Here is a 19,695-nt window from a genome sequence, read left to right as displayed (position 1 = left end):
CCCACAATGAAGCGGTGTACATGCATTCATTGTGGGAGAGAACCTTGTGGGGGGCTTTGTAATAGCAGGCCCTGTGGAAGCAGATCCTGTGGGAGCGGGGCGGGCGGCGAGCCCTCTGCCCGCGAAGAGGCCCCGGCAGCATTGTTATATCCCGTAGGAGCGGTCAGTGGCCGCGAACAGGGCGCTGCGGATTGTCTGATGCACCGCAGTGTCAGGTTCGCGGCCGACGACCGCTCCTACAGAAGATCCCAGGGTCAGGTGCTGACCTTCAAACCCACCAGCCCCAGGATGATCAGACCCACACTGATCATCCGCATCAACGCCATCGACTCGCCAAACAGCACGATTCCGGCGATCACCGTACCCACCGCACCGACACCGGTCCAGATCGCATAGGCCGTACCCAGCGGCAGCTCGCGCATGGCCAGACCGAGCAGGCCCAGGCTTGCCGCCATGGCGGCCACGGTCAACACAGTGGGAAGGGGACGAGTGAAGCCGTCGGTGTACTTCAGGCCAATGGCCCAGCACACTTCGAAAAGACCGGCGAGAAACAACAGAAACCAGGACATGGAAAAACCCTCATCGAAGATGGGGTCGTCCCCGTTTGCAGGAAAGAGAGCGCCGGGTCGTCCCGGCGCCGAATACTATGTTGCCCATCCTTGGGCGATGGATCAAGTGCAGCGGATCAAGGGTCGGTCTTCAATCCACCGGGCTCGGTCCCTTCCATGCGGCGGAAATAGGTCGAGAGCAACGCCCCGGAAATGTTGTGCCAGACACTGAACAACGCGCTGGGCACCGCCGCCAGCGGCGAGAAGTGCGCGCTGGCGAGCGCCGCACCCAGGCCCGAGTTCTGCATGCCCACTTCCAGCGCCAGCGACTTGCGCTGCGCCAGTGGCAACTTGAACACCTTGCCAGTGAAGTAACCCAGCACAAAGCCGAAGCTGTTGTGCAGAATCACCACCGCCATGATCAGCAATCCCGACTCGGCGATGCGTGCCTGGCTGGCCGCGACCACCGCGCAGACGATCAGCACGATGCTGACCACCGACACCAGCGGCAGCACATCGACGGCCACCTGTACCCGTGCGCCCAGCAGTTTCTGCGCGAGCACGCCAAGCACGATCGGCAGCATCACCAGTTGCAGGATCGACCAGAACATCTCCATGAACGAGACCGGCAACCATGCCGAAGCCAGCAGCCAGATCAGCGCCGGGGTGAGCAATGGAGCGAGCAGGGTGGTCACCGCTGCAATCGCCACCGACAGGGCCAGATCGCCCTTGGCCAGCCAGGTCATCACATTGGACGACGTACCGCTCGGGCAGCACCCGACCAGAATCACCCCGACGGCGATTTCCGGCGGCAGGTGAAACGCCTGACACAGCAGCCAGGCGACGCCCGGCATGATCACGAAATGCGCCACCACACCCAGGGCCACGCGCCATGGATGGCGACCGACTTCGGCGAAATCGTCCAGCTTGAGGGTCAGGCCCATGCCGAACATGACCAGGCCCAACAGCGGCACGATCAACGGCTTGAGACCGATGAACCATTCAGGCGCCAGAAACGCCAGGACGGCGAACAACAACACCCAATAGGCAAAGGTATTGCCGACAAAGCGACTCAAAGCGGCCAAGGCGCGCATGGTGTAGTTCCTTCTTATATAGATTCAACATGTCGGCCCCCTGTGGGAGCGGGCTCTGCCCGCGAAAGCCGCACTACGGTCCACCAGATACAACACAGCCCCCGGTTCACGGCCAAACACCACTCCCACCTACCGAGCCACAGCAGTTACTGCAGATCAAATCCCCTGCGGCAACTCTTCGCCACCCAAGGCCTCGAACAAGGCCGGCAGGAATTCGCCAAAGGTCAGCATCATCAGAGTGAAGCTGGCGTCCAACTGCCCCAACGCTTCCTCGCCGCCGTCTTCCTCGGCCTGGTCCTGCAGCAGTTCCTCGAACTTCAGACGCTTGACCACCATCTTGTCGTCCAGCACGAACGACAACTTGTCCTGCCAGGCCAGCGACAGCTGGGTTACCTGCTTGCCAGTGCTCAGGTGCAGCTGGATTTCCTCGCTGGTCAGGTCCTGACGCTTGCAGCGCACGATGCCGCCGTCTTCATGGGTATCGCGCAGCTCGCATTCATCCAGCACATAGAAGTCGTCGGCGGCTTTCTGGGTCTTGACCCACTCGGTCATGGTCGCGGTCGGCGCGATCTTCACGGTCAGCGGACGCACCGGCAGGGTACCGATCACTTCGCGCAGGGTCGACAGCAGGTCTTCGGCGCGCTTGGGGCTGGCCGAGTTGACCAGGATCAACCCTTGCTTGGGCGCGATGGCGGCGAAGGTCGACGAGCGGCGGATGAAGGCGCGGGGCAGGAAGGCCTGGATGATCTCGTCCTTGATCTGGTCGCGTTCCTTCTTGTAGACCTTGCGCATCTGCTCGGCCTCGATCTCCTCGACCTTTTCCTTGACCGCATCGCGCACCACGCTACCCGGCAGGATGCGCTCTTCCTTGCGTGCGGCGATCAGCATGAAGTCCTGGCTGACATGAACGAACGGCGCATCCTCACCCTTGCCGAACGGCGCGACAAAACCGTAGGTGGTCAGTTCCTGGCTGGCGCAGGGGCGTGCTGGTTTGCTGGCCAGTGCGGTTTCCAAAGCCTCGGCGTCGAAAGGGATATCCTGGGTAAGACGGTAGACAAGCAGGTTTTTGAACCACATGGGGTGAAGCACTCCTCAACATTAGGGGGGCATTATTCTCCGTGTGCGGAGCTGACGCCATCCCTGTGCTAAGTGTTTGGAAGCGCTCGAAAATTTTTTTAAAAAAGTGCTTGCCAGAGTTTGGGTCGCTCCGTAGAATGCGCGCCACACCGAGAGACAAAGGGTGATTAGCTCAGCCGGGAGAGCATCTGCCTTACAAGCAGAGGGTCGGCGGTTCGATCCCGTCATCACCCACCAATCTCTCTCAGTGTTACGCGCAGCGGTAGTTCAGTCGGTTAGAATACCGGCCTGTCACGCCGGGGGTCGCGGGTTCGAGTCCCGTCCGCTGCGCCATTGATTCCGCTTCAGAGCCCTTGAACTCTCTGAAGCACAAGAGAAGCGACCTTCGGGTCGCTTTTTTTGTGCCTGCGATTTCTGTCGCGTCCAGCTGCACCGCATTTATCCCGATACACCGCAAGCATCGATGCCCGCCACCCCCACCGACACCGCGCCCCTGTAGCAGCGGCGCAAGCCGCGTCCGGCCGCACCGCGTTCATCCAGGTACACCACAAGCACCGATGACGCGGCTCGCGCCGCTGCTACAGGGTATGCGCAAGCCGCGTCCGGCCGCACCGAAATCGATCAGGTACAGCGCAATCCGGATCCAGGTCCGTCGCGTTGAATCAGGCAAACACCATCAACCCGCTCAAGCCACCTTGCACTGACGGCACAGGTGCTTGCCGTTGGCAGTGCTCCAGCCCAGCTCGGCAATGCGGGCTTCCGCCGCCGGTTTCTGCGCCTTGGTGCCGAGCTTGGCATCCACCGCGAACTCGAAGTCGAGCACCTTGCCGCAGCTGTCGCAGTTGACCTTCCATTGATGGATCGCCAGCTCGCCGAACACCGGGCCGGTGGCCACGGCCACCCATTGGCCAGGCGGGTTGATCAGGTGACGGACCTTTTCCACCACCAAGCGCATGGACAGGTCCTTGCTGCCCTTGAGGGTCACCAGCAGGGTGTCGCCGTTGTGGATCGAGCCGCCATTGCCGGTGACCTGGTAGCGGCCGGGCATCAGCGCGCGGCACTCGATCAGGGTGTGCTGGGGGTTGAGCAAGCTGAAGCGGAAATCGTGTTCGACCATGGGTCCTCCAAATAGACGCGACATGCTAGCACGCCGGTCATGGCGCGGCCTCAGGCCATCGCCCGGGCCTGCTCCTCGAGCCGCACGATGGCCTCGTCCAGTTCGTCGAGGGCAGACAGGGCCGCCGGATCGTTCTGCTTGAGCAGCGTCTCACTGCGCAGGCACGCCGCGCGCAACTGCGGTACGCCGCAATAGCGGGTCGCACCGTGCAGCCGATGCACGCGCTCGATCATGGCATTCTGATCGGCGTTGATCCGCGCCAACTGGATGGCTTCGCGATCGGCCTGCAGCGAGGCCAGCAGCATCGCCAGCATGTCGGCAGCCAGGTCGGCCTTGCCGGCCGCCAACCGCAGGCCCTCGGCGGCATCGAGCACCTGCAGGGTATTGGTATCCAACGGCTGCTCAGCCGTTTTGTCCAACGCCTGCGGGTTCAACGCCATCCCCGTCCATTTCAGCACGACCTGCGCCAACTGCCGTTCGCTGATGGGTTTGGTCAGGTAGTCATCCATGCCGCTCTGCAGCAAGGCGCGCTTCTCATTGGCCATGGCGTGGGCGGTCAGCGCCACGATGGGCAATGCAGCGCCGAGCTGGGCGCTCTCCCATACGCGAATGCGCTCGGTGGTTTCGCGGCCGTCCATTTCCGGCATCTGCACGTCCATCAGCACCAGGTCGAGCCCGCCTTCCTGTACCGCCTTGATCGCCGCTGCGCCGTTGTCCACCGCGCGCACTTCGGCACCCAGGTCTTCGAGCAGGGTCTGCACCAGCAGCAGGTTGGCCGGATTGTCATCCACGCACAGTACGCGCGGCGCACGTTCGCCGCTGTTCTCGGGACTTTCGTAGCGCAGCTGCTTGGGGTTGATCAGGTCGGCCAGCGCGCGACGCAACCTGCGCGTGCAGCTGGGTTTGGCCTGCAGCTGGCGGTCGGCGTTGGGGACCGCGGCGTGGAACAGGGCCTGCTCGGTGGTGGGGCACAGCACCAGCACCTGACAGCCACTTTGTTCGATCTCGCGGATCTGCACGGCCAGACGTTCCGGCGAAATCTCGTGGGCGGTGATGCCCAGCACCGCAAGGTCCAGCGGCTGGCCCGCCTGCCGTGCGGCATGGGTGGCGAGCACCAGTTTGTCCAGCGACTTGAAGTCGGTCACGTCCAGACCGCAGTCTTCGAGCTGATGTTGCAAGGCCTGCCGCGCCAGTTCATGGCCATCGACGATGGCGATGCGACGGCCGAGCAGGGGCGCAGACGGCAAGTCCTCGGCGTCGTCGCGAGCCTTGGGCAGGTTGAGGCTGATCCAGAACTCCGAACCCTCGCCCGGAGCACTGTCGACCCCGATCTCGCCACCCATCTGCTCGACCAGCCGCTTGGAGATCACCAGCCCCAGGCCCGTGCCGCCAGGCTGCCGCGACAGTGAGTTGTCGGCCTGGCTGAATGCCTGGAACAACGCCCGCACGTCCTGGCCGGACAGGCCGATGCCGGTGTCCTGCACACTGATGCGCAACTGCACACCGTCTTCGCTCTCGTCTTCCATCATGGCGCGGGCGACGATCGTGCCCTCGCGGGTGAACTTGATGGCGTTGCTCACCAGATTGGTCAGGATCTGCTTGAGCCGCAGCGGGTCGCCGATCAACGACAACGGCGTATCGCGATAGACCAGGCTGACCAATTCGAGCTGCTTGGCATGGGCGGCCGGCGCCAGGATGGTCAGGGTGTCCTGCAGCAGATCGCGCAGGTTGAAGGGAATGTTGTCGAGCACCAGCTTGCCGGCCTCGATCTTCGAGAAATCGAGAATCTCGTTGATGATGCCCAGCAAACTGTCTGCGGATTTTTCGATGGTGCCCAGGTAATCCAGCTGGCGCGGGGTCAACTCGCTTTTCTGCAGCAGGTGAGTGAAGCCCAGAATGCCGTTCAGTGGTGTCCTGATCTCATGGCTCATGTTGGCGAGGAATTCGGACTTGATCCGGCTCGCTTCCAGCGCTTCCTTGCGCGCCAGGTCCAGCTCGATGTTCTGGATTTCGATGGTTTCCAGGTTCTGCCGGACGTCTTCGGTGGCCTGGTCGATGCTGTGCTGCAGTTCTTCCTGGGCGTCCTGCAGGGTTTCGGCCATGCGGTTGATGCCAGCCGCGAGTGCGTCCATCTCGTGGCTGCCCATGGCCGGCACGCGACTTTCCAGGTTGCCGTCCTTGATCTGGGTCACGGTGTCCTTGATCTGCCGAATCGGCGCACTGATGCTGCGGCTCATGTGTGCCGCCAGCAACGCGGTGATGCTCAGACCGGTCAGAATCAGCAGCAGGCTGGCGAACAGGCTGCGGTAACCACGCAGCAGGGTGCCATCGTGGGAAAGCTCCAGCTCGACCCAGCCCAGCAGGTGGTCGACCTCGGCAGGAACCTCGTCACTGGCCAGGTCGCGGTGGCGGCCGAACACTGGCATCAGGTAGCGCGTCGCATCGAAGCCACTGCGTTGCAGCGAGTGGGTGCTGTTACCGATGGGCACGGCGTTGAGCATCATGGGCCCGGCGTGGGCGAGCAGGGTCCGGTCGGCGCCCAGGAAGGTCACCGAGCGCACGTCGGTCAGCTCCAGGGATTGCGCAGCGATGCGTTCCAGCCGCTCGCGATCCTTGGCCACCAGCGCCGGTGCCGCCAGCGGCGCCAGCTGTTCGGAGATCATGTCGCCGCGTTGCAGCAACTGGCGCTGCAGGTCGGACTGCTGCATCCAGGTGAAATAGCCGCCCAGAATCAGCGCCATGCAAGTGGCCGGCGTGAGCGCAAGTAACAGCACGCGGCTTTTGATACCGAGTTTCTTCAACACGCCGCAGGCGCCTTTCTGACTGAGCAATAGGGGGAAAATACAGGGGGGCGGGACGATGCGCCAGTCACGCGCACCGACGGCGGACCCCAGAGGGCAGTGCGACGCGGTCAGTGGGCGAACAGCGATCAGCAAAGGTTGCCTGCTGCGGCGTGATCTCCAATAATCCGCACTTGAGAATGACACCCACTAGCAGGCGAAAATGAATCCCGTCCAAGCAGGCGCCCATACCATCCTGGCCATCGAAGACGACCAGGTATTGGGCAGCTACGTTCATGAGCAGCTCGGGCGCTGCGGCTTTCAAGTGACCTGGTGCCAGAACGGCCGCGAAGGGCTGGCGCTGGCCGAGCGAAACCAGTTCGACGTGGTGCTGATGGACATCCTGCTGCCGGGCATGAACGGCCTGGATGTGCTGTACGCCCTGCGTCGCAGCTCGGCCACCCCGGTGATTCTGATGTCGGCGCTGGGCGCCGAGGCCGATCGCATCAGCGGCTTCCGTCGCGGTGCCGACGACTATCTGCCCAAACCCTTCAGCATGGCCGAGCTGCAGGTGCGCGTGGAAGCCATCCTGCGCCGGGTAGCCATGGAGCGTCTGCGCGTGCAGCCGCGAGAGGACGTGGTGCAACAGGGCGAGCTGCAGTTCTGCGAGCGCAGTGCCGATGTGTCGGTCAACGGCCAGCCGGCGGGGCTGACGCCCAGCGAATACCGTCTGCTCGATACCCTGCACCGTCAGCGAGAGGAAGTGCTGAGCAAACCCTTTCTTTATCAGCATGTGCTGCAGCGCGGCTATTCGCAGCACGATCGCAGCCTGGACATGCATGTCAGCCAGATACGCCGCAAGCTCAAGGCGCTGGGCTACCAGCGCCAGCAACTGCGCACGGTGTGGGGCAAGGGCTACCTGTTCGGCGGCGGCGAGGCATGAAACTGCCCCATCGCCACTCGGTGTTCTGGAAACTGTCGATACTGCTGGTCGCGTTCTGCCTGCTGATGATCTGGCTGAGCTGGTACTGGGGCCAGTACCTGCAGGAACGCAATGCCTACCTGAGCGCCGACGCACGCCATGCCTTGCGCCAGTACGCGGCGGCGGCCGAGCAGGCCCATGGGCAAGGTGGACGGGCTGGGGTCGATGCCTGGCTTGCGCGGATGTCGGCGAGCGAGCCTGGTTTCATCGCCGTGGTGGGGTCTGATCTCACTTCCTTGAGCAGTCGACCACTGGACGCCGCACAACAGCAGCGCCTGACGTTCCTGCGCCATCTGGAGATGCCCATGAGTCGCCGCTCGCGGGGCGCGCCCTGGATGCAGATCCCCTTTATCGAGCATCCGGAGCAGGGAAGCCTGGTAATGGCCCTGCCCGAGCGCTTCACACCCGGTCGGCACGCCTGGTTATGGGCGTTGCTGACCAACGCGCTGGTTCCCGGCCTGTTCACCCTGCTGTTGTGCATCGGGCTGTACCGCATGCTCATCGTCCCTCTGAACCAACTGCGTGAGCAGGCCAACGCCTGGCGTGCCGATCAGCTCAACGCCCGCCTGAGCGCGAATACCACCGCGCGCAGCGATGAGCTAGGTGAGCTGGGGCGCGCTTTCGACCACATGGCCGAGCGCCTGCAGGGCACGGTCGCCTTGCAGCAGCAGATCCTGCGTGACCTGTCCCACGAGCTGCGCACACCCCTGAGCCGCCTGCGCGTGGCCTGCGAAGGTGAGCTCGACGAGCAGCGCCTGCGCGAACGGCTGAGTCGCGAGATCGACGGCATGCAGCGTCTGGTCGAAGATACCCTGCAACTGGCCTGGCTGGATGCCGAGCGCGCGCCGCTGGCCAGCGAAGCGATCCAGGTGCAGGCGCTGTGGGACATGCTGGCGGAGAATGCCTGCTTCGAAAGCCAGTGGCCGGCCCGCCAACTGCACTGCGAAGTCGACGCCGATTGCTGGGTGCAGGGCAATCTCGACAGCCTGGCCCAGGCGCTGGAAAACGGCTTGCGCAATGCCATTCGTCACTCGCCCAGCGCCGGTCGCGTGACCTTGAGTGGTCAACGTGATGGCGATCACTGGCTGTTGTGGCTGGAAGACGAGGGCGGTGGTGTCGCCGAGGCAGACCTGCAGAGAATCTTCGATCCCTTCACGCGCCTCGACGGATCGCGGCCCGGCGACGGGGGGTTCGGCCTCGGGCTGAGCATTGCGCGCAATGCCCTGACCCGCCAGGGCGGTGCATTGTGGGCGCAGAATACCGCGCGTGGCCTGCGGCTGAACATGCGCTTGCCAGCTGCTTATGCTTTCACGCTATAAGGTGCGCACTTTGCGTGATATGGGTATCCGGCGTTTGCCGGTATGATAGGCGACCCCCGCAGTCCGGATTGCGAATACGCCATGACCCCGCAGTACCTAACGATCGCCGACTGCGTCGGCAACACGCCGCTGGTGCGCCTGCAGCGCCTGGCCGGTGAGACCAGCAACACCTTGCTGCTCAAGCTGGAAGGCAACAACCCGGCCGGCTCCGTGAAGGACCGCCCGGCGCTGTCGATGATCAGCCGCGCCGAAGAACGTGGGCAGATCCAGCCCGGCGACACCCTGATCGAAGCGACCTCCGGCAATACCGGCATCGCGCTGGCCATGGCCGCGGCGATCAAGGGCTACAAGATGATCCTGATCATGCCCGACAACTCCACGGCCGAACGCAAGGCCGCGATGACCGCCTATGGCGCCGAGCTGATCCTGGTCACCCGTGAGCAAGGCATGGAAGGCGCACGCGACTTGGCCGAACGCATGCAGAGCGAAGGGCGCGGCAAGCTCCTCGACCAGTTCGCCAACGGCGACAACCCTGAGGCCCACTACCGCAGCACCGGCCCCGAGATCTGGCAGCAGACCGCGGGCACCGTGACCCATTTCGTCAGTTCAATGGGCACCACCGGCACCATCATGGGCACTTCGCGCTATCTCAAGGAGCAGAACCCTGCGGTGCAGATCGTCGGCCTGCAACCCATGGAAGGCGCTGCCATTCCAGGTATCCGCCGCTGGCCGGAACAGTACCTGCCACGCATCTATCAGGCCGACCGGGTCGACCGGATCATCGACATGGCGCAACAGGAAGCCGAAGACATGACCCGCCGCCTGGCCCGTGAAGAAGGCATCTTCTGCGGCGTGTCGTCCGGCGGCGCGGTGGCGGGCATGCTGCGCCTGTCGCGGGAAGTGAGCAATGCGGTCATCGTCGCGATCATCTGCGATCGCGGTGATCGCTACCTGTCCAGCGGCATCTTCGACGCACCCAACTGATGGCCAGAACCAAACCTGGCCTGCGCTTCCAGCCGACAGGCGGAACCCGTGCGCCGCAAGTGCCGACCGGCAAGAAACAGCGCCTGCCGATCGAACGCCTGGCCAGCGACGGACGCGGCATCGCCTTTTTCGAAGGGCGCACCTGGTTCGTCAGCGGCGCCCTGGCCGGTGAGCAGGTCGAAGCCCGGGTGCTCAACGCCCACGGCAAGATCGTCGAAGCGCGTTGCGAGCGCGTGCTGGTCGCCAGCGAGCTGCGCCGCCCGGCGCCGTGCCCGCATTTCGGCACCTGTGGTGGCTGCAGCCTTCAGCACCTGCCCCATGATCAGCAGTTGGCCCTCAAGCAGCGCCTGCTCGCCGAGCAGCTGTCGCGCGTGGCCGGCATCGAGCCGCAGGAATGGGCGGCGCCGCTGAGCGGGCCCGAGCTGGGCTATCGCCGGCGTGCTCGGCTGGCCGTGCGCTGGGACCCCAAGGCCCGTCACCTGGCGGTGGGGTTCCGCGCGGCGGCGAGCCAGGACATCGTCGACATCACCCAATGCCAGGTGCTGGTGCCTGCCCTGCAGCCGGTCGTCGAACAGCTGCCGACGCTGCTGCGCAGTTTTGCCAAGCCCCAGGTGCTCGGCCACGTCGAGCTGTACGCAGGTACTTCACTGGCGCTGCTGCTTCGCCACACTGCGGCACTGGCTGATACTGACTTGCAAGCGCTGCAGGCTTTCTGCGCCGCCGCGAACCTGCAACTGTGGCTGCAGGGCGAAGGCGAGCCAGCGCCCGTGCAGGCGGACGCCTCGCTGGGTTTCGCCCTGGCGCCCTGGAACCTTGAGCTGGCCTACCGGCCGGGCGACTTCGTCCAAGTCAATGCGGCGGTCAACGATGCGATGATCGCGCAGGCCCTGGACTGGCTCGCGCCCACCCCCCAGGAGCGGGTCCTTGACCTGTTCTGCGGGCTGGGCAACTTCGCCTTGCCGCTGGCCCAGCGCTCGCGTGAGGTGGTGGCTGTCGAAGGGGTCGCGGCTATGGTGCAGCGGGCTGCCGACAACGCCGCCAGCAACAATTTGCATAACACTGACTTTTACCAGAGCGACCTGTCGCAGCCTCTGGACGCCGCCGAGTGGGCCCGCGAGGGTTTTTCTGCGGTACTCTTGGATCCACCCCGAGATGGCGCGTTCGAGGTGGTGCGCACGATCCGTGCACTGGGTGCGCAACGCTTGGTGTATGTCTCCTGTAACCCGGCAACTTTGGCCCGCGACACGGTCGAATTGTTGAGGCAGGGCTACAGGCTAAAACGAGCCGGGATCCTCGACATGTTTCCGCAGACCGCGCATGTCGAGGCCATGGCGTTATTTGAAGCGGGCCAGGACGGCCCGTCCAATCCGACTGGCGCGCGAAACGCCTGATCGATGCCGGCCCAGCATCGGTCATAGCCAGCGACTGTTGATGCGCTTCGGCGTGTTGTAGGGAAAGGTAAGCAACATGGTACAGGTGAGAGCACACCAGCCGATCAATACGGACGGCAGTATCAATCTCGATGCATGGCTGGATCATATCGTCAGCGTCGATCTGGTGCTGGATCGCGAAGCCCTGAAGCAGGCCTGTGAATTCGCCCAGGCCGCCGAGCTGCAGGGCAACCCGGCCCAGCACTCCTGGGCCGACGGCACCTCCTGTTTCCAGGCGGGCCTGGAGATCGCCGAGATCCTCGCCGATCTCAAGCTCGACCAGGATTCGTTGATGGCCGCGGTGATCTACCGGGCCGTCCGCGAGGGCAAGGCCAGCCTTGAAGACGTCGGCCGACGCTTCGGCAGCACCGTGTCCAAGCTCATCGACGGCGTGCTGCGCATGGCCGCCATCAGCGCCAGCCTCAGCCCGCGCCAATCCATGGTGCTGGGCTCGCAGGTGCAGGTCGAGAACCTGCGCAAGATGCTCGTGGCCATGGTCGACGATGTCCGCGTCGCATTGATCAAGCTTGCCGAGCGCACCTGCGCGATCCGCGCGGTGAAGGGCGCCGACGATGAAAAACGCAACCGGGTCGCGCGCGAGGTGTTCGACATCTACGCGCCACTGGCGCATCGCTTGGGCATCGGCCACATCAAGTGGGAGCTCGAAGACCTTTCATTTCGCTACCTGGAGCCCGATCAGTACAAGCAGATCGCCAAGCTGCTGCACGAACGCAGGCTGGATCGCGAGCGTTTCATCACCGAGGTGATGAGCCAGTTGCACAACGAGCTGCTCGAGACCGGGGTCAAGGCCGACATCAGCGGGCGGGCGAAACACATCTATTCCATCTGGCGCAAGATGCAGCGCAAGGGCCTGGAATTCAGCCAGATCTACGACGTGCGCGCGGTGCGCGTGCTGGTCCCGGAAATGCGCGACTGCTACACCGCGCTGGGGATCGTCCACACGCTGTGGCGGCACATTCCCAAGGAGTTCGACGACTACATCGCCAACCCCAAGGAAAACGGCTATCGCTCGCTGCACACGGCGGTGATCGGTCCCGAGGGCAAGGTGCTGGAAGTGCAGATCCGCACCCACGCCATGCACGAGGAAGCCGAGCTGGGCGTCTGCGCGCACTGGCGCTACAAGGGCACCGACGTCAAGTCCACCTCCAACCAGTACGAAGAAAAGATCTCCTGGTTGCGCCAGGTCCTGGAATGGCATGAGGAGCTGGGCGATATCGGCGGCCTGGCCGACCAGTTGCGGGTCGACATCGAGCCTGACCGGGTCTACGTTTTCACCCCCGACGGCCACGCCATCGACCTGCCCAAGGGCGCGACCCCGCTGGACTTCGCCTACCGCGTGCACACCGAGATCGGCCACAACTGCCGTGGCGCCAAGATCAACGGCCGCATCGTCCCGCTCAACTACAGCCTGAACACCGGCGAGCAGGTCGAGATCATCACCAGCAAGCACGGCACGCCCAGCCGCGACTGGCTCAACTCCAACCTCGGCTACGTCACCACGTCCCGGGCGCGGGCCAAGATCGTCCACTGGTTCAAGCTGCAGGCACGCGACCAGAACGTCGCCGCCGGCAAGTCGCTGCTGGAGCGCGAACTCAGCCGCCTGGGCCTGCCCCAGGTGGACTTCGACCAGCTTGCCGAAAAAGCCAACCACAAAGGCGCCGAAGACATGTTCGCCGCCCTGGGTGCAGGCGATCTGCGCCTGGCCCATCTGGTCAATTCGGCGCAGCAACTGGTCGAGCCCGAGCGCGGCAACGAGCCGGTGGAACTGGTCACGCGCAAGGCCACCGGCTACAAGCCGGGAAAGCGCGGCGATATCCAGATCCAGGGCGTGGGCAACCTGATGACGCAGATGGCCGGTTGCTGCCAGCCGCTGCCCGGCGATGCCATCGTCGGCTACATCACTCAGGGGCGCGGTGTGAGCATCCACCGCCAGGATTGCGCCTCGGTGCTGCAGCTCGGCGGTCGCGAGCCGGAGCGCATCATCCAGGTCAGCTGGGGGCCGGTGCCGGTGCTGACCTATCCGGTCGACATCATCATCCGCGCCTACGACCGCTCCGGCCTGCTGCGCGACGTCTCGCAGATCCTGCTCAACGAGCGGATCAACGTGCTGGCGGTCAACACCCGCTCGAACAAGGAAGACAACACCGCGCTGATGTCGCTGACCATCGAGATCCCCGGCCTGGACGCCCTCGGGCGCCTGCTCGGCAGGATCTCCCAGCTGCCGAACATCATCGAGACACGGCGTAACCGCACGCCGTAAATTCGCGGATCCCGACACCTCTGCAACGAGTCCGAGCATGTATACACTGCAAGACCTGCTCAATCTCATGGCCCGGCTGCGTGACCCGCAGCACGGTTGCCCGTGGGATGTGAAGCAAACCTACGCCAGCATTGTCCCGTTCACCCTGGAAGAAGCCTACGAAGTGGCCGATGCCATCGAGCGCGAAGACTTCGAGCACCTCAAGGGCGAGCTCGGCGATCTATTGTTCCAGGTGGTCTATTACAGCCAGCTGGCGCGCGAGGAGGGCCGCTTCGAATTCGACGGCGTGGTCGACGGTATCACCCGCAAGCTGATTCGACGCCATCCCCACGTGTTCCCCACCGGCGATCTGTACGCCGCGCTGGACACGCCGCGCCTGGACGAACACCAGGTCAAGCAGCGCTGGGAAGAGATCAAGGCCCAGGAACGCGCGGAAAAAGGCGGGGGGGGTGAGCAGCTGTCCCTGCTCGATGATGTACCCGCCGCGCTGCCCGCTCTCGCGCGCGCAGCCAAGCTGCAGAAGCGCGCGGCGATGGTCGGCTTCGACTGGCCTGGGCCGCTGCCGGTGCTGGACAAGGTCCGCGAAGAATTGGACGAAGTGCTTCAGGCCATGGCCGCAGACGATGCACCGGCAGTCGCCGAGGAAATCGGTGACCTGCTGTTCAGCGTGGTCAATCTGGCTCGCCACCTCAAGGTGGATCCGGAGAACGCCCTGCGCGGCGCCAACGTCAAGTTCGACTGGCGCTTCCGTTTCATCGAGCAGGCATTGCGCGACACCCACCGCAACATCGAAGATTGCACCCTGGAAGACATGGACGCCCTGTGGGGCGAGGCCAAACGTCAGGAACAGAATCTGCCCAGCTGTGGCTGAGCCGTTTTATAAGTGAGCAGAACACCATGAGCCTTTCCCTCCGCGACCAATTGTTGAAAGCTGGACTGGTCAACCAGAAGCAGGTCAAGCAAGTCAGCAAGGACAAGCAGAAACAGAAGCGCCTGGAGAACAAGGGCCAGGTCGAAATCGACGACACGCAGAAGCGCATCGCCCAGGAAGCCATGGCCGAGAAGGCGCGCCGCGACCAGGAGCTCAATCGCCAGCAGCAGGAGAAGGTCGAGGAGAAGGCACGCGCTGCCCAGGTCAAGCAACTGATCGAAGCGACCCGCCTGCCCAAGCTGACTACCGAGGACTACTACAACTTCGTCGACGACAAGAAGGTCAAGCGCCTGTCGGTCAATAACCTGATGCGCAGCAAGCTGAGCAACGGTTCGCTGGCCATCGTCCAGCATGGAGGTGGCTACGAGGTTATCCCGCGCGAGGCTGCGCTCAAGGTGCAGGAACGCGCGCCGCAGCGCATCGTGATGCTCAACGTGGCGACCGAAGAAGTCGATTCGGCGGAAGATCCTTACGCCGCCTACAAGATTCCGGACGACTTGATGTGGTAACCCACTGAAACGACAAACCCCGCCTGAGCGGGGTTTTTCTTGCGCGGCGAACGGTCAATTCGAAGCGCGTTGGCTTTCGAGTGTTTCCAGTTCGTTCTTGTAGCTCTGAGCATCGTTCTCGTTATGGAACATCCCCACCAACAGGTCCTGTTGATAGACATCCCATATCTGGATGCCTGCCGCCACGCCTTCGTGGGACATGTGGGCTTCGTCGCGTTCGGTCACTTTTACTGTCATGGGAAAGCTCCTGTCTCGAATAGCTGCCTCGAATATCTGCACGTGGCGTGTGCAGGTCTTTGTTATAGATTTGAGTAGCTTGCTAAGTAAACAGACGTTTTCTGCAACAGTTTTTTACTGAAATAGAGACAATCCGCAAACGCCCGCAGGACGTGCCCTGCGGCGGATTGTCGCAGCGAGTTCACGGCGGTGAAACAAATTTCATCCAATAAAAAACCCATCCGAAGATGGGTTTTTTCAGTTCTACAGCCGATCAGCGCAGGGTAGTGCCCTGAGTCGTGGTGTCCTGAACCGGATCGCGGCCTTCGGCCACGCCCAGATCATCTTCCGGACGACCATCGACGATGCCTCGGCCACCGGAAGCCAGCTCGGTCTGCAGGACTTTCTCGTCCAGCTCGCCTACCCACTTGGCAACCACCAGGGTGGCGACAGCGTTACCGACCAGGTTGGTCAGTGCACGTGCTTCGGACATGAAGCGGTCGATACCCAGGATCAGCGCCAGGCCAGCTACCGGCAGCTGGCCTACGGCCGACAGGGTGGCGGCCAGCACGATGAAGCCCGAACCGGTGACGCCAGCGGCGCCTTTGGAGGACAGCAGCAGTACCAGCAGTAGGGTGATCTGATGGGTGATGTCCATGGTGGTGTCGGTCGCCTGAGCGATGAACACGGCGGCCATGGTCAGGTAGATCGAGGTACCGTCCAGGTTGAACGAATAGCCGGTCGGGATCACCAGGCCTACCACGGATTTCTGTGCACCCAGGCGTTCCATCTTGATCAGCATGCGTGGCAGTGCCGATTCCGAGGAGGAAGTGCCCAGAACGATCATCAGCTCTTCACGGATGTAGCGGATCACTTTGATCACGCTGAAGCCGTGGGCGCGGCAGATGGCGCCCAGCACCAGCAGCACGAACAGTACGCAGGTGACGTAGAAGCAGATCATCAACTGGCCCAACTGCACCAGCGAACCCACGCCGTAGGCACCGATGGTGAAGGCCATGGCACCGAACGCACCGAGCGGGGCCAGCTTCATGATCATGTTGATGATGTTGAACATAGCGTGCGCGAAGCGATCGATCAGGTCCAGCAGCGGCTTGCCGTAGGCACCCAGGCGATGCAGGGCGAAGCCGAAGATCACCGAGAACATCAGCACCTGAAGGATATCGCCGTTGGCGAAGGCGCCGACGATGGTGTTCGGGATCACGTTGAGGATGAAGCCGACGATGCTCTGGTCAGCGCCTGCCGAGACATAGCTGGCGATCTTGCTGGCGTCCAGGGTCGATACGTCGACGTGCATGCCGGCACCCGGCTTGACCACGTTGACCACGACCAGGCCGATGATCAGTGCCAGGGTCGAGACGATTTCGAAGTACAGAAGGGCGTAGCCACCGGTCTTGCCGACCGATTTCATGCTCTGCATACCGGCGATACCACTGACCACGGTGCAGAAGATGATAGGGGCGATGACCATCTTGATCAGCTTGATGAAGCCGTCGCCGAAAGGCTTGAGCTTGACCGCGAACTGAGGGTAGAAGTGGCCGATCAGGATACCGATGATGATCGCGACGATCACCTGGAAATACAGCGATTTGTACAGTGGCTGACGAGTCGTCATTTGCAAGTTCCTCAAGTGTATCGCCTGGCACCCGTTCCGGAGTGGTCGCGACACCTAAAGCACGAACCCTCCTGTCTGGAGGGATTTGTTGTGGGCGAGTTGCGCATTGGCAGGCCTCTGCCGACTGTATTGCAGGTGCCGTGCCATAGTTGCGTACTGATGGCCACAGCGCGAGTGGCTGCGGCCTAGGCAGGGGTATGGTTGTCGTCACATAGCTGTACAAGTGGCGGGAATCCGCCCCGGTCGCCCCTGAAGGGCCTGTGCATGGCGGATATCCGCCCACAAAAAAGGGCCCCGCAGGGCCCTTTTCGTTTCAGTGCTATGCAGCTGCTCAGCTGCCTTTCACCGATTTTCCGTCCACCGTGCCGTCCAGCAGCATGATGTTGTATTCCTTGCCATCGGTTTCCACCTGTTGGAGGCGCACCAGCAGGTAGTCCCAGTCCTTGGCGAACCAGAGCACGGTGATGCGCTTGCTCTGCGTGGGGTCACGCACCCGCTCGACCTTGATCGCATCGACCTGGCCAGCCTTGGTCTCGACCTTTTCGGTGCCCAGCACGCGGAAATCATAGGTGTCGATCTCGTCGCCATCGACCACCTGATAGCTCATGCTCTTCTTGCCGGCGGCCACGTCGTGTTGCAGGGCCAACTGGTAAGTGGACTTGTCCAGTACGCCGTTGTTGAGCGGCAGGTTGATCGGATCGCCACGGTCGGTACCGGTGACTTTCTTGGCTGCCCAGTCGAAGTCCAGGTCGACCTTGCGGGCCTTGCCCAGGCCGCCACGTTCGAAGGTGTAGGTTTCCGGCAGCATGGCCTCTTTATCGACACGCAGGGTGCTGACTTCGGTCAGGCTGGCGATCATCATCGAGGCCTTGAAAGCCAGGGTCCAGTCGCCACTGGCGTTCTTGCTCAGGCTGCGCTCGGCAGTGCCGCTCATGGGCAACTGCTTCCAGTCGGCGGTGTAGCTGGCGGAAAAAGGCTTGAGCTCTGCGGCATGGACCGGAAGGGCCAGCAGGGCAGCGGCGAAGAGCAGGGCGCGACGCATATAAACTCCTAGGGTCGAATCAAATGGCCACAAGCCGGCAGGGGCTGGCCATCGAGCAGTGCACCGTGTTCGTCGAGGCGCACACGGCCTTCGGCGAACCAGCGCACTGCCAGCGGGTAGATCTGGTGTTCCTGGGCATGCACCCGGTGCGCCAGGGTCTCTGGCGTGTCGGTCGACTGTACCGGAATCACTGCCTGTACGACCAGTGGTCCGCCATCGAGTTCCTCGGTGACGAAGTGCACGCTGCAGCCGTGCTCGGCATCACCTGCCTCGAGGGCGCGACGGTGGGTATGCAGGCCTTTGTAGCGCGGCAGCAGGGAGGGATGGATGTTCAGCAGACGGCCGTGATAGTGGCGCACGAAGGACGGGCTGAGGATGCGCATGAAGCCGGCCAGCACCACCAGATGCGGCTGGTACTGATCGATCAGGTCGATCAGGGCCGCATCGAAGGCTTCGCGATCAGCGAAACCTTGATGCTCCAGCACCCGTGCCTCGATGCCTGCATCGCGGGCGCGCTGCAGGCCGAGCGCATCGGCGCGATTGGAAATCACCGCAGCGATGCGGGCGGGGTGGCCCGCCTGCATGCTGTCCAGCAACGCCTGCAGATTACTGCCGGTGCCCGACAGCAGCACCACTACGTTACAGGTCGAAGGCATCAGTGAGCCTTGAGGTTCTTCAGTTCGACCTGAGCGGCGCCTTCGGCGGCCTGGGCGATTTCACCGATGACCCACGGCTGCTCGCCGGCACTGCGCAGGGAGGCCAGGGTCTTCTCGACGTCGGCCTGAGCCACGCAGATGACCATGCCGACACCGCAGTTCAGCACACGGTGCATTTCGTGCTCATCGACATTGCCCTGCTGCTGCAGCCAGTCGAACACGGCGGGACGCTGCCAGCTGGCGACGTCGACCACGGCCTGGGCACCTTTTGGCAGAACGCGCGGGATGTTGTCGAGCAGGCCGCCACCGGTGATGTGGGCCATGGCCTTGACGGCGCCGGTGTCCTTGATCAGTTGCAGCAGCGGCTTGACGTAGATGCGCGTGGGTGCCATCAGCAGGTCGGTCAGCGGCTTGCCGTCGAGTTGGACGTTCTCGATGTCGGCACCGGCGACTTCGATGACCTTGCGGATCAGCGAATAGCCGTTGGAGTGCGGGCCCGAGGAGGGCAGGGCGATCAGCGCGTCGCCGTTGGCGACCTTGCTGCCGTCGATGATGTCGGCCTTCTCGACCACGCCTACGCAGAAGCCGGCCAGGTCGTAGTCTTCGCCTTCGTACATGCCCGGCATTTCGGCCGTCTCGCCGCCCACCAGGGAGCAGCCGGCCAGTTCGCAACCGGCGCCGATACCGGTGACCACGGTGGCAGCGGTGTCGACGTTGAGCTTGCCGGTGGCGTAGTAGTCGAGGAAGAACAACGGCTCGGCGCCGCACACCACCAGGTCGTTGACGCACATGGCGACCAGGTCGATGCCGATGCTTTCATGGCGGTCGAGGTTCAGCGCCAGACGCAGCTTGGTGCCCACGCCGTCGGTGCCCGACACCAGGACGGGCTGCTTGTAGCCGGCCGGGATTTCGCACAAGGCACCAAAACCGCCCAGGCCGCCCATGACCTCCGGGCGCGCGGTGCGCTTGGCGACGCCTTTGATGCGTTCGACCAATGCTTCACCGGCGTCGATGTCTACACCGGCGTCCTTGTAGCTCACGGAGGGTTTATTGCTCATGATCCAGGCCTTTAAAGGAGGGAGTCGGGGGAGTCGAC

The 19,695-nt window shown here is 63.3% G+C and carries 17 protein-coding genes and 2 tRNA genes; 9 read left to right on the top strand and 10 right to left on the bottom strand.

The window, feature by feature from the left end; all coding sequences use genetic code 11:
- Nucleotides 1–254: 254 nt before the first annotated feature.
- From sugE to rdgC, 3 genes are all read right to left on the bottom strand, one after another.
- Nucleotides 255–569, bottom strand: a complete 315-nt coding sequence (gene sugE, locus QMX89_RS17935; protein WP_056843143.1) for a quaternary ammonium compound efflux SMR transporter SugE — start codon at nucleotides 567–569, stop codon at nucleotides 255–257.
- 116 nt (nucleotides 570–685) lie between these two features.
- Entirely contained in the window at nucleotides 686–1,642 is a 957-nt protein-coding gene (locus QMX89_RS17930; protein ID WP_122741794.1) for a bile acid:sodium symporter family protein, read from the bottom strand.
- A gap of 156 nt (nucleotides 1,643–1,798) precedes the next feature.
- A complete protein-coding gene (gene rdgC, locus QMX89_RS17925) occupies nucleotides 1,799–2,719 on the bottom strand; it encodes a recombination-associated protein RdgC (protein WP_049859046.1) in 921 nt (306 codons plus the stop codon).
- Nucleotides 2,720–2,880: 161 nt separating this feature from the next.
- Between rdgC and QMX89_RS17920 the strand changes: the two genes are divergently transcribed.
- Together QMX89_RS17920 and QMX89_RS17915 are read left to right on the top strand one after the other, a co-directional pair.
- A tRNA-Val gene (locus QMX89_RS17920) sits at nucleotides 2,881–2,956 on the top strand.
- A gap of 19 nt (nucleotides 2,957–2,975) precedes the next feature.
- Nucleotides 2,976–3,052: transfer RNA gene (locus QMX89_RS17915), tRNA-Asp, on the top strand.
- Nucleotides 3,053–3,404: 352 nt separating this feature from the next.
- Here the strand turns inward: QMX89_RS17915 and QMX89_RS17910 are convergent.
- Complete coding sequence (locus QMX89_RS17910) at nucleotides 3,405–3,836, bottom strand: hypothetical protein (protein WP_049859047.1); 432 nt, start codon at nucleotides 3,834–3,836, stop codon at nucleotides 3,405–3,407.
- A gap of 50 nt (nucleotides 3,837–3,886) precedes the next feature.
- Nucleotides 3,887–6,640 carry a response regulator gene (locus QMX89_RS17905; protein WP_049859769.1) on the bottom strand — a complete coding sequence of 918 codons (2,754 nt, stop codon included), beginning with the start codon at nucleotides 6,638–6,640 and terminating at the stop codon, nucleotides 3,887–3,889.
- A 199-nt stretch (nucleotides 6,641–6,839) separates the two neighbouring features.
- Between QMX89_RS17905 and QMX89_RS17900 the strand changes: the two genes are divergently transcribed.
- From QMX89_RS17900 to QMX89_RS17870, 7 genes are all read left to right on the top strand, one after another.
- A complete protein-coding gene (locus QMX89_RS17900) occupies nucleotides 6,840–7,559 on the top strand; it encodes a response regulator transcription factor (RefSeq protein ID WP_134721415.1) in 720 nt (239 codons plus the stop codon).
- On the top strand, nucleotides 7,556–8,917 hold the full coding sequence (locus QMX89_RS17895) for a sensor histidine kinase (RefSeq protein WP_282349248.1): 1,362 nt from the start codon (nucleotides 7,556–7,558) through the stop codon (nucleotides 8,915–8,917). The genes QMX89_RS17900 and QMX89_RS17895 overlap by 4 nt, the downstream gene beginning before the upstream one ends.
- 81 nt (nucleotides 8,918–8,998) lie before the next feature.
- Entirely contained in the window at nucleotides 8,999–9,901 is a 903-nt protein-coding gene (gene cysM, locus QMX89_RS17890) for a cysteine synthase CysM (RefSeq protein ID WP_056843139.1), read from the top strand.
- Nucleotides 9,901–11,292: a 23S rRNA (uracil(1939)-C(5))-methyltransferase RlmD gene (rlmD, locus tag QMX89_RS17885; RefSeq protein ID WP_282349247.1), complete on the top strand. Its 1,392-nt coding sequence runs from the start codon at nucleotides 9,901–9,903 to the stop codon at nucleotides 11,290–11,292. Before cysM ends, rlmD begins: the two co-directional genes overlap by 1 nt.
- A gap of 76 nt (nucleotides 11,293–11,368) precedes the next feature.
- Nucleotides 11,369–13,612 (top strand): GTP diphosphokinase, encoded by a 2,244-nt coding sequence (gene relA / locus QMX89_RS17880; RefSeq protein ID WP_049859052.1) that lies wholly within the window; start codon nucleotides 11,369–11,371, stop codon nucleotides 13,610–13,612.
- Nucleotides 13,613–13,649: 37 nt separating this feature from the next.
- Nucleotides 13,650–14,483: a nucleoside triphosphate pyrophosphohydrolase gene (mazG, locus tag QMX89_RS17875; RefSeq protein ID WP_282349246.1), complete on the top strand. Its 834-nt coding sequence runs from the start codon at nucleotides 13,650–13,652 to the stop codon at nucleotides 14,481–14,483.
- A gap of 26 nt (nucleotides 14,484–14,509) precedes the next feature.
- Nucleotides 14,510–15,052, top strand: a complete 543-nt coding sequence (locus tag QMX89_RS17870; RefSeq protein ID WP_049859054.1) for a DUF2058 domain-containing protein — start codon at nucleotides 14,510–14,512, stop codon at nucleotides 15,050–15,052.
- Between the two features lie 54 nt (nucleotides 15,053–15,106).
- Here the strand turns inward: QMX89_RS17870 and QMX89_RS17865 are convergent, their stop codons facing one another.
- The 5 genes from QMX89_RS17865 to purM form a co-directional block, all read right to left on the bottom strand.
- Nucleotides 15,107–15,289, bottom strand: a complete 183-nt coding sequence (locus QMX89_RS17865) for a hypothetical protein (RefSeq protein ID WP_049859055.1) — start codon at nucleotides 15,287–15,289, stop codon at nucleotides 15,107–15,109.
- Between the two features lie 253 nt (nucleotides 15,290–15,542).
- Nucleotides 15,543–16,901, bottom strand: coding sequence for a dicarboxylate/amino acid:cation symporter (locus QMX89_RS17860; RefSeq protein ID WP_049859056.1), 1,359 nt, complete (start codon nucleotides 16,899–16,901; stop codon nucleotides 15,543–15,545).
- A 331-nt stretch (nucleotides 16,902–17,232) separates the two neighbouring features.
- Nucleotides 17,233–17,943 (bottom strand): DUF3108 domain-containing protein, encoded by a 711-nt coding sequence (locus QMX89_RS17855; RefSeq protein WP_090357235.1) that lies wholly within the window; start codon nucleotides 17,941–17,943, stop codon nucleotides 17,233–17,235.
- 8 nt (nucleotides 17,944–17,951) lie between these two features.
- Entirely contained in the window at nucleotides 17,952–18,599 is a 648-nt protein-coding gene (gene purN, locus QMX89_RS17850) for a phosphoribosylglycinamide formyltransferase (RefSeq protein ID WP_282349245.1), read from the bottom strand.
- Nucleotides 18,599–19,657 carry a phosphoribosylformylglycinamidine cyclo-ligase gene (purM, locus tag QMX89_RS17845; RefSeq protein ID WP_282349244.1) on the bottom strand — a complete coding sequence of 353 codons (1,059 nt, stop codon included), beginning with the start codon at nucleotides 19,655–19,657 and terminating at the stop codon, nucleotides 18,599–18,601. Before purM ends, purN begins: the two co-directional genes overlap by 1 nt.
- Between the last annotated feature and the right edge of the window lie 38 nt (nucleotides 19,658–19,695).

Source organism: Pseudomonas sp. PS01301, assembly GCF_029960215.1.
In the GTDB taxonomy this organism is placed as follows: Bacteria; Pseudomonadota; Gammaproteobacteria; order Pseudomonadales; family Pseudomonadaceae; genus Aquipseudomonas; species Aquipseudomonas coleopterorum.
The sequence above is the reverse complement of the archived record's forward strand: the minus strand, read 5'-3'. Positions and strand labels throughout refer to the sequence as shown.

What these genes read in the sequence shown, in the direction of transcription:
- cysM (WP_056843139.1), top strand. Translation starts at nt 8,999, where the DNA reads ATGACCCCGCAGTACCTAACGATCGCCGACTGCGTCGGCAACACGCCG.
- mazG (WP_282349246.1), top strand. Translation starts at nt 13,650, where the DNA reads ATGTATACACTGCAAGACCTGCTCAATCTCATGGCCCGGCTGCGTGAC.
- QMX89_RS17895 (WP_282349248.1), top strand. Translation starts at nt 7,556, where the DNA reads ATGAAACTGCCCCATCGCCACTCGGTGTTCTGGAAACTGTCGATACTG.
- purM (WP_282349244.1), bottom strand. Translation starts at nt 19,657, where the DNA reads ATGAGCAATAAACCCTCCGTGAGCTACAAGGACGCCGGTGTAGACATC.
- QMX89_RS17855 (WP_090357235.1), bottom strand. Translation starts at nt 17,943, where the DNA reads ATGCGTCGCGCCCTGCTCTTCGCCGCTGCCCTGCTGGCCCTTCCGGTC.
- rdgC (WP_049859046.1), bottom strand. Translation starts at nt 2,719, where the DNA reads ATGTGGTTCAAAAACCTGCTTGTCTACCGTCTTACCCAGGATATCCCT.
- QMX89_RS17900 (WP_134721415.1), top strand. Translation starts at nt 6,840, where the DNA reads ATGAATCCCGTCCAAGCAGGCGCCCATACCATCCTGGCCATCGAAGAC.
- QMX89_RS17865 (WP_049859055.1), bottom strand. Translation starts at nt 15,289, where the DNA reads ATGACAGTAAAAGTGACCGAACGCGACGAAGCCCACATGTCCCACGAA.
- sugE (WP_056843143.1), bottom strand. Translation starts at nt 569, where the DNA reads ATGTCCTGGTTTCTGTTGTTTCTCGCCGGTCTTTTCGAAGTGTGCTGG.
- purN (WP_282349245.1), bottom strand. Translation starts at nt 18,599, where the DNA reads ATGCCTTCGACCTGTAACGTAGTGGTGCTGCTGTCGGGCACCGGCAGT.
- relA (WP_049859052.1), top strand. Translation starts at nt 11,369, where the DNA reads ATGGTACAGGTGAGAGCACACCAGCCGATCAATACGGACGGCAGTATC.
- QMX89_RS17870 (WP_049859054.1), top strand. Translation starts at nt 14,510, where the DNA reads ATGAGCCTTTCCCTCCGCGACCAATTGTTGAAAGCTGGACTGGTCAAC.
- QMX89_RS17930 (WP_122741794.1), bottom strand. Translation starts at nt 1,642, where the DNA reads ATGCGCGCCTTGGCCGCTTTGAGTCGCTTTGTCGGCAATACCTTTGCC.
- rlmD (WP_282349247.1), top strand. Translation starts at nt 9,901, where the DNA reads ATGGCCAGAACCAAACCTGGCCTGCGCTTCCAGCCGACAGGCGGAACC.
- QMX89_RS17910 (WP_049859047.1), bottom strand. Translation starts at nt 3,836, where the DNA reads ATGGTCGAACACGATTTCCGCTTCAGCTTGCTCAACCCCCAGCACACC.
- QMX89_RS17860 (WP_049859056.1), bottom strand. Translation starts at nt 16,901, where the DNA reads ATGACGACTCGTCAGCCACTGTACAAATCGCTGTATTTCCAGGTGATC.